We start from the raw sequence: 9,642 nt of genomic DNA on the forward strand, positions 1-9,642 counted from the left end.
AACACCGGGCGTATTGAAGCGAAAACACAAAATGTCCACTTACAATCCCGCGCAGAGATTAAACAAGACGGCAGTGTCATCGCGCGCACAGGCGAAGTCAACGCCAAAGCCCAAACCACCCTTAGCCAACGTGGTGAAACCATCGCAAAAGGCAAAATCAGCTATAAAGCTGCAGATGTTAACACAACCCAATCTTCACTGATTGCCGCCGGTGTCACCACGACACAAACAGACAAAGGCGAAAACCGTCAGTTAGACCGCCAAACCCAACAAGGCTCAGCCGTTGATATTCAAGCAGATAATCACGCCCAACTTGCCGGCCACAATATTGCCGCGGGCACGCTCAATATTACCGCGCAATCAGTGAATTTAGATAATAGCCAAAACAATGCGCATGATATTCATCTTCAGGCTCATTCAGGCAATATCCAAGCGGATAATAGCCAATTAAGTGCGGTGGAAAATCTCCGAATTTCTACCCCGAAAACCCTTTCGACACAGCATAGCCAACTGAGCGCAACTCGTATTCAAACCACACAGCAGGATTTAATCACAAAAGGAGCAACTTGGAAGCAAACGGGGACAGATGATTTTCGTTTAAGCGGTAAATATATTCAAAATCAAGGTGGTTCATTCAGTACAGCCGGTAATTTTAATCTGAACGCCGACGAGGTGAATAATAGTAATGGGCAACTAATTGCAGGACGTAACCTGAATATTTATACAACAGGTAACTTTAATTCCACACAAGGCACTTTATTTTCAAATAACGCTCTTGAATTACAAACGGCTCAATTAACCAATACTAATGGCCTTATTAAAAGCATGGGGAATATGCATATTGATACCGGCAATAACAACCTACTCAATCAGCAAACCAATACAAATAAGGATACACAAAAAGGTATTGTTACTTTAGGTAATTTAGTCATTAATAGTGCAACATTGCATAATACCAACGGTTTCATCGGTAGCAATCAAAATATGGAAATAAACGCCGATAAGCTACTTAATGATTCAGGTAAACTTTATGCAGCTCAACATGCTAACCTGCGGTTAAATAATGGCTATTACAGTTCACTTGGTCAATTACAAGCGGATTCGCTATCCCTTACTGCGCCAAGTATTGAACAACATCATGCTAATATTACCGTGAATAAGCAGCTTGGTGTAATGGGTAACAATCTAATTTCTGCAAATAATTCCACGATTTCAGCCAATGAAATCAATATGACTCTTGCAAAATCCTTAGCACAATCTGAAAGTTCTATTGTCGCAAATCAGTCAGTTCACATTAATGTGCGCGGAACATTAGAGAATTCAAATGCCACAATTGCTAGCCAATATGCTAATTTGACTATTGATACCAACCATTCCACGTTAAATAACATAAAAGGCACTCTCTTCGCGCAACAAAATCTTCAGATTGATAGCGGAATTCTGAATAATCATGACGGAATTATACAGGCAAAATCATCCGCCGCATTACACACTACCGAGTTCAATAATCAAAATGGCGTGGTAATGGCAAATAATGCTGATGTGAACAGTGATGAAATGAATAATCTAAATGGTACAGTATTTAGTCATACCGCTCTGAATATCATTTCAAATACGCTAAATAACACTATGGGGGTGATTGGTAGTCAAGGAAAGATGGCGATTGATACGCGAGGAGCGACATTAAATAATCTTCAAGGTCAAATTTTTGCTCATACTGCTAAATTAAATACCGGAGCAATTAATAATCAACAAGGTTTATTGCGTGGAGATGATACCCTTGCTATCGATACCAATGGCCAACAACTTGATAACCGACAAACCCAACAAACTAACCAGGGCATTATTGGCTTAGGCGAAGTTGTATTAAATCATATTACTCAGCTTGATAATACACAAGGCAAAATTGCGACAACACAAAACTTAACTGTTAATGCCCAAGCACTGACAAATACCCAAGGCATGATTAATGTTCAACAACAAGCCACAATTCAAGCCGCACAAATAGATAACCAAAGCGGTACAATTTGGGGAGCAAATACGCTTATCAATGCCACCACAATTAATAACCAACAAAATGGTCAAACAGGTTCATTGATTGGTGCAACGGATAGATTAACCGTAACAACATCACAGCTGAATAATCAACAAACCGTGGCAACCGGTGCAAAGCCAACGCAAGGGTTACAAGCTAAAAATATTCAGCTCAATGCAGACACATTAAATAACCAACAAGGTGGTATCTATGCCACCAATTCCGCTTTTGCCACAATCAAAAATCAGCTTAATAACCAAGTTGGTGAATTTTTAGCAGGTCAAACAGCTCACATTCACTCTAAAACTGATAATTTAGTGGTTGATAACCAAGAGGGTACGATCGAAGCCGGTCAACAACTCAATTTAAATGCCAAAACCTTACAACATGAAGGCACAATCAAAACGCAAGGAGATGCAAAAATCACACTCACGGATAGCTTCACATTAAATCAGGCTTTCCAAGTAGGTAATAATTTGATTTTTAGTACGCAAGGTGATTTTGTTAACAATGTCAAACAAGTGGTCGGTAATCAAGCCTCATTTACTGCGAATAATTTGACTAATCATGCCAATGGGGAAATTTCATCAAAGCACACATTCATTAATACGAAAACTGTCACTAACTACGGCTTATTGGACGGTACGGAAAATATCATTAAAACCGCTACATTAAATAATATTGGTACCGGTCGAATTTATGGTGATCATTTAGCCATTCAAGCAGATGACCTGAATAATCTCAGCGATGGTGAAAAATCCGCAACGATTGCGGCTCGTGAACGTTTAGATTTAGGTGTAGGCACATTAATTAATCGAGATCATAGCCTCATATTCACTCTTGGCGATATTGCTATCGGCGGTCAATTAAATGCGCAAAATCAAGCGACTGGCTATGCTAAATTAGTGGATAATGGCAGTGCAACTATTGAAGCGTTAGGTAATGGTGATATTAAAACACAACGGTTATTTAATCATGATCTTTATTTAAAACTCGGAGAATATCACACGGATGAACACATTATTGAGTATGCCCCATCAAATAGTTCAACACGTTATGCATTACTCAATAAAGATGGAGGCGAGGGGACTTTTGATCTAAAAAATAACAATACAAGCGACTCTAACTCTTATTTTATTTTGAAAGACGGCACAAGAATCGCTTCTCGAGATTGGACAAATTGGAATTATAATCGCCATACTGTTACCAGTACGATCGAATATCGTGATCCGGCTAAAATTTTGATTGGTGGTCATTTATCACTTTCAGGTTCAGATTTAGAAAATAATGCCTCTACCCTATCCATCGGCAAAACCTTATTATTAGGTGATAGTATTTTTATGCGTAATGACAATAACAGCGATTTAACTGCTGGAGGAATTACCTTAAAAAACATTGATATTCAAGGTGACATCAATATGACAGATACCGGTAGATGGGAAAGCTTCGGGAAAGAATATCGCCGTTATGGTATGAGAGGCAGAAAACGCTGGGCGGTTTATGGTAAGGGTTCTGGTAGCATAAATGACATACACCCGACACAACATTTCACATTTAATAAAGTGCTCAATGAAATTGGCAATGAAATTACCGGTACAAATACCACAATTGATAGCCAATCAAACTCAGCACCAGTGGCATTAAAAACCATCTCAACTGCAAACTTACCAACAAACGAACAGGGAAATATGGCCATTCCGACGGTAAGTGCGGTCATATCTGGACAAGTTTTAGCGAATCATCCTGAAAACCTAGCCGACGGCACTCAACCAATAATTAAGACCCATTTGGCAGAAGTTACCTTACCTAAAGCTAGCCTCTATCAAATTAATCCAGAGGCACCAAACGGCTATTTAGTTGAAACAGACAGCCAATTTACCGATCGCAAACAATGGCTAAGTTCGGATTATATGTTTAATGCCTTGCGTTACGACCATAACAATGTACAAAAACGCCTTGGCGATGGCTTATATGAACAACGTTTAGTGAATGAACAAATCAACCAGCTTACCGGCCGCCGCTTTTTAGATCATTACCATTCTGACTTTGAACAATACAAAGCCTTAATGGATAGCGGTGTCTATTATGCCGATAAATTTAAGCTGATACCAGGTGTGGGATTAACCGCTGAACAAATGGCAGAACTGACTTCTGATATGGTGTGGTTCGTCAATAAAGAAGTCACTCTACCAAGCGGTAAAACTTTAACAGTATTAACACCACAAGTGTATCTTGTCACTCGCAACCTTGATGTGACTACTCAAGGTTCATTAATTTCTGCTCGAGAAATTGTGGGTGATATTCACGGTAATATTACCAATACAGGCACAATTGCAGGACGAGATTTAACCGCACTTTCCGCGAATAATATTTCTAATAACGGTGTGGTATTAGGTAATACGGTCAATTTAGCTGCAGAACAAACATTAGTGAATCTCGGAGGTAAAATACAAGCTTTAAATTCCGCTACACTCATTGGTAAACAAGGGGTTGAAATCACAAGTCAAACAAGCAGCTCTGAAAACCGTGACCTATTCGGTAATGCATTTGCCCATACGAATATTGATCGTCAAGCTAACATTGATGTGAACGGTAAATTAACAATTTACAGCCCTAAAGATGTGGTATTGAAAGCCGCCAATATAAGCGCCAACGTGATTCATGTTCAAGGGAATAATGTTGAACTTGGTACGGTAAATACAGCCAATAAACAGCATTATAATGCCAATGCGGATAACTACTACCGCTTAGACCAAACACAAGAAGTGGGGAGTTCTCTCAACGCTAAAAATGATGTGAATATTATAAGTGAAAATCACACCGCACTTCGCCAAGCAAGCGTACACAGCGACAACGGCACTATAACTATCGGCTCAATGAATGGTGATGTACAAATTCAGGAAGGACGCAGTCAAGAACGACTTTCCTCAGGCTCTAAAGGGACGACGGGTAACATTTTCAGCAAAACAACGACAATTCGCAAACACGATCACAACTATGATATTGCGCAAGGTTCAGTGATTGATGGTAATAATGTCGTATTACACGCAAACAAAGGTAATATGACCATACAAGGTTCAAATGTGGTTGCTAAAAATAATCTCACTGCAACTGCGAACAATATCAACATTCAAGAAGCGGAAAACCGAATCTTTGAGCAGAACTTTGAGAAAACCAAAAAATCCGGCTTAAGCGGTTCCCTTAAAGACGGAGTGGCGGAAGTTGGATATCGTTATTTGCGCAATGAACAAAAAAATACCGATATTCAAACGACATTAACTCAAAGTCAGCTTATCGCTCAAAATGGCAATATTACCGCCATTGCCGAAAACGCATTAATGCTGTCCTCTGCAATTTTAGGTAGTGGTCAAAATATTCATTTACAAGGCAAACAAGTGGATATTTTAGCTGCAACGGAAACCCAAACTGTTGACACCGAACAAAAACAAAAGTCATCCGGTTTTGGGCTAACTGCTGTTGTCGATCCGTTTACGCAAGCAAAAGCTCGTTATGAAACTCGCAAAGCAGAAGGTTCAACCCAAAGTGCGATGGGTAAAATTTCAGCTTATGAAGATGCATTCAGTAAAACTTTAATGCGAACAGTCAACGGCATTCAGCCTTATCTGCGAGCCTCGAAAAGCTCCGCTGAAAGCCATTATACGGCAACCAATCAAGTTGAAAGCCAATTCACCGCAGGTGGAAACTTAAATGTGATTGCCACCAGTGGTGATATTACTACCCAAGGCGGCAGCTTTACGGCTGAAGGCGACAGCCTATTCCAAGCAAGCGGTGATGTGACATTCGGTGTGACAACCGCGACGCAATCCCAACAGGCAACCAAACGTGCAAGCGGATTTGAAATCAATTTAATGAAAGATACGGAAGCTGCAACATCGGTGTACCACAACAAAACCAAAGGTAGTGGCGATAGCTTCCAAGAACAAGGTGCAGTGCTTTCTATTGGTGGTAACAGCCGTGTAATTGCTCAAACCGGCGATGCCAATTTCCAAGGCACGACCTTGGTTGCTCAGGGAGATAATCATATTTTCGCTAGCAATGATGTCAACATTACTACGGCTCAAAGCGGTCAAAACCAATGGGAAGCCACTCGCAATCAAGGCATTGGTGAAGCCCAAATCTCTGATACGGAACGCTTCTATGGTTATAACCGCGTGATTGAAAACAGTGATGGTAAACAAGTCACTCATTCGTCAGCCCAAATTGCCAGCCTTGAGGGTGATGTTGCTATTCATGCCGGTCAAGATTTCAATCAAAAGAGCGGTCAGATTTTAGGGAAAAATGATGTTACTATCAGTGCGGAAAATATCAATATTACTAGCGCCCACAACAGCATGGAGCAATCTCAACATAGCAGCGATTTAAAAATTGGTAACTTTGCTCGCGTAAAAAGTCCGATTATTGATTTAATCAATGCGGTGGACGACACCCGTAAAACGATGTTGGATGATAACGCCTCCGACCGCTTAAAATCTGCCGAATTACTGGGTTTAGTTGCCCAAGGCTACACACTAGTCAGCAATGTAGGGCAAGTAATGAATGGCAATACCGAACCTGTGCTCTTACGTGTAGAATCCGGTTTTGGTGTGGCACATGGTCGCACCGACAACAGCCTCAAAACGCAAGAAAGTGTGGCAAATACCATTAATGGTCAACATATTACACTGCAAGCAAGAAGCGGTGATATTAATATTGAACATGCCGACTTAACTAGCCGAGACAATGACGGCAACCGTTTAGCCAATAGCTCAGTAACACTTGATGCCGTGAAAGACATTAATTTAACTGCTGGTACCGACTTCTATAAGCAAAAAAGCAGCGGTCAAAATGTGGGTGTAGAAGTGGGCACAGCATTGAGTGTGGGAGCGAAAACCGGTTGGTCGGTGTATGCCAAAGTGGGCTACGGTAGCAATAAATCAAGTGATGAACGCACGGAATACCAAAATACCTTTATTGATACACAAACGCTGAACATCAAAAGCGGGGGGAGCACTACTCTCTCAGGCACTACAGCACTTGCCAACCGCATTAATGCAGATGTAGGCAAAGATTTAACTATCGAAAGCCTGCAAGATGAACACCACAAATCCAGTAGTAGTGTCAGTGCTGGTTTGCAAATTGAATTTGGCTTCGGCACGGCATGGGATTTTCGTTTAAGCGGCAGTGGCAACCGCGGCAGCAGCCATTTTGAACAAGTGGGCAATCAGTCGGGATTATTTGCTGAAGAGGGCGGCTATCATATTCAGGCAAAAAATGTGCACCTTGAGGGCGGCGCGATTAGCAGTACCAATCCGGATAACAGCGAGTTAGCCACTAACCAACTGACCTTTAAGGATATCCACAACCAAAGCCGTCTACAGGCGATGTCTGCTTCCGGTAGTGCGGCCTACGGCAATGACACTTATTCCGGCAAAGACATTACCGGCGCCTCACCGGGATTACCGCTACTTAACCAAGAGCATGCCCAAAGTGTCACCAAAGCGACCCTAACAGAGGGCAATATCACCCTAAACAAAGACACTGCACCTATCCACACCAGTGCAAACGCTTTAGGGATTAATACAGACCTCTCGAAAGCCAATCCACAATTGAATGGGCCAAAAGACATTCATAAGGCACTGGCAGAACAAAGCAAACTCAGTGATTCAGTGGGTAAAATCGCCAGCGCTAGCCAAAGCTATGCAAGCCAACGGGCAAAACAAGCGGCAGAAAAAGGCGATACAGAAGAAGCGAAAAAATGGCAAACCGGTGGCAAATATAAACGCAACCTAGATATGGCCACCGCTATCCTCACCGGCGCCCTTGCGGGACAAAGCATCGAGGCCATCGCTGCCAAAGGCGCTTCCCCACTGGTTAACAACGCCATTAAACAGGCCACAGAGGACAATTCAGAGGCAAATATCTTAGCTCACACCTTATGGAGCGCTATTGAAACCCACTTAAGCGGTGGCAACGCCCTAGCGGGCGCCGTAGCCGGTGGCAGCGCCGAAGCTCTCGCCCCAATCTTAGCAGAAAAACTCTACGGCAAATCCGCCAGCGAACTGACGGAGGCAGAGAAACAACATATCGTCGGCTTAAGCAGTATCGCAGGGGGAATACTCTCTGCCGCAACCGCCAATACCGGCGACACCAGCAGCACCGTTACCACTCTTGCCAATGCGGCATTGGGAGCGGATACGGCGAAAAGTGCGGTGGAGAATAATTATCTTTTTGCGAATGAGGCGAAAGAAAAATTTGACTTATTACATAAGGAAAATCGAACTGAAGCTGAAGAAAACAGACTACAAGAATTAAATGAATTAGATAAACAACGAGATCAAGCATTACTTAGCGCTTGCTCAGGTAATCTACTAAGTAGTGGATGTTTATCTTCTATTTCAGATGCCAACCGAGCGATGACAAGCTATAACCAAAATATCGGAAATAGTTATATTCATACTTTCAAAGGATTATTAGGAAATGACTATAAAAATGTTGAGGCTGTACTTACTGGCAAAACTCAAGACCATATAGAATTTGAGAAAACTGCCAGAATTATTGCTCAAAACTGGGATATTGATGTAGAAACAGCGAGAGATATTGCAACTTATATTAATCGTGGGCATTCTGTCGCTGCCGCTGTTGGAGGTATTTATAGCGGAAAAACACTGGGGAATTTTGCAACAAAAGTTCCTGATGAGATTGATGCTAATAAAAAATTACCGGTTGTTGGGCAAACTAGCGGATATGAAAATCAAGTATCAACATTTTTTAGTGAGTTAACTCAAAACGGAATTAAATTTACACAAGATCAAGTAATTGCGATCACAAAAACAAATGATGGCAGAATAGTCTTCTTAGAGAAAGGGAATGCTAAAGCAGGACTAGAACACGTTTTAAAACACAAAAATGAGTTTATAGCTAAAGGAATTTCTGAATCTGATATACCAAATTTCTTAATTACAGCTCTTAATCAAAATAATATAGTGGGATACCAAGGAAAAGGTAACGGACGACCAATATATGAACTAAATTATAATGGAAAAACACAGAGAGTAGCGATAACTGTAGGCAATAATGGCTTTATTGTTGGAGCTAATCCTGTATCAATAAAATAGGAGATGTGATGTATTATAAATTTATGCCTGACTTTTTTTGCTATTGTTTATGGCGTGTTAATGAAGATGGTAGTATAGATAATATCAATACAAAAACATTAAATATATCACCTTCTTTACAACATGATATTAAAGATTGGGAGGATTGGTATGATGGTATTTTTAACCAGCATTACCCTCCTGCATCTAATTTCTCATCTATTAAAGAAGAAAAAGTTTTTTGGGAGACTGGTGATAAATTATTAGAAAGATTAATTGATGAAACAGGTATGAATATCAAAAAATCATAATGAGAATTGAGGTTTAAAAAAGTATTGGTTATTACAAAGTTTTTTCAAGAGTTGAAGCGAAAATTACCGGTAATGACGCTCTAGAGGGTGTAGTGGCTGGAGGTATGCTAGGAAAAACTGTGGAGAAATCATCAAGTGGTTATTTTAATCCTGCATGGAAGAAATATGAGGAAAAAGTAGGACATTTACCTTACGGAATATC

General features: G+C 40.9%; 2 protein-coding genes. Both read left to right on the forward strand.

The features are described from left to right. The coding region (locus CVP05_RS06745; RefSeq protein WP_100288816.1) for a hemagglutinin repeat-containing protein at positions 1 to 9,150 on the forward strand (9,150 nt) is incomplete at its 5' end. An 8-nt stretch (positions 9,151 to 9,158) separates the two neighbouring features. After that, positions 9,159 to 9,440, forward strand: coding sequence for a hypothetical protein (locus CVP05_RS06750; RefSeq protein ID WP_100288817.1), 282 nt, complete (start codon positions 9,159 to 9,161; stop codon positions 9,438 to 9,440). Positions 9,441 to 9,642 lie beyond the last annotated feature (202 nt).

It is taken from the genome of Conservatibacter flavescens, from assembly GCF_002795425.1.
In the GTDB taxonomy this organism is placed as follows: Bacteria; Pseudomonadota; Gammaproteobacteria; order Enterobacterales; family Pasteurellaceae; genus Conservatibacter; species Conservatibacter flavescens.

Excerpts from the sequence above, each read along its gene's own strand:
- CVP05_RS06750 (WP_100288817.1), top strand. The coding sequence starts at position 9,159 with ATGTATTATAAATTTATGCCTGACTTTTTTTGCTATTGTTTATGGCGT.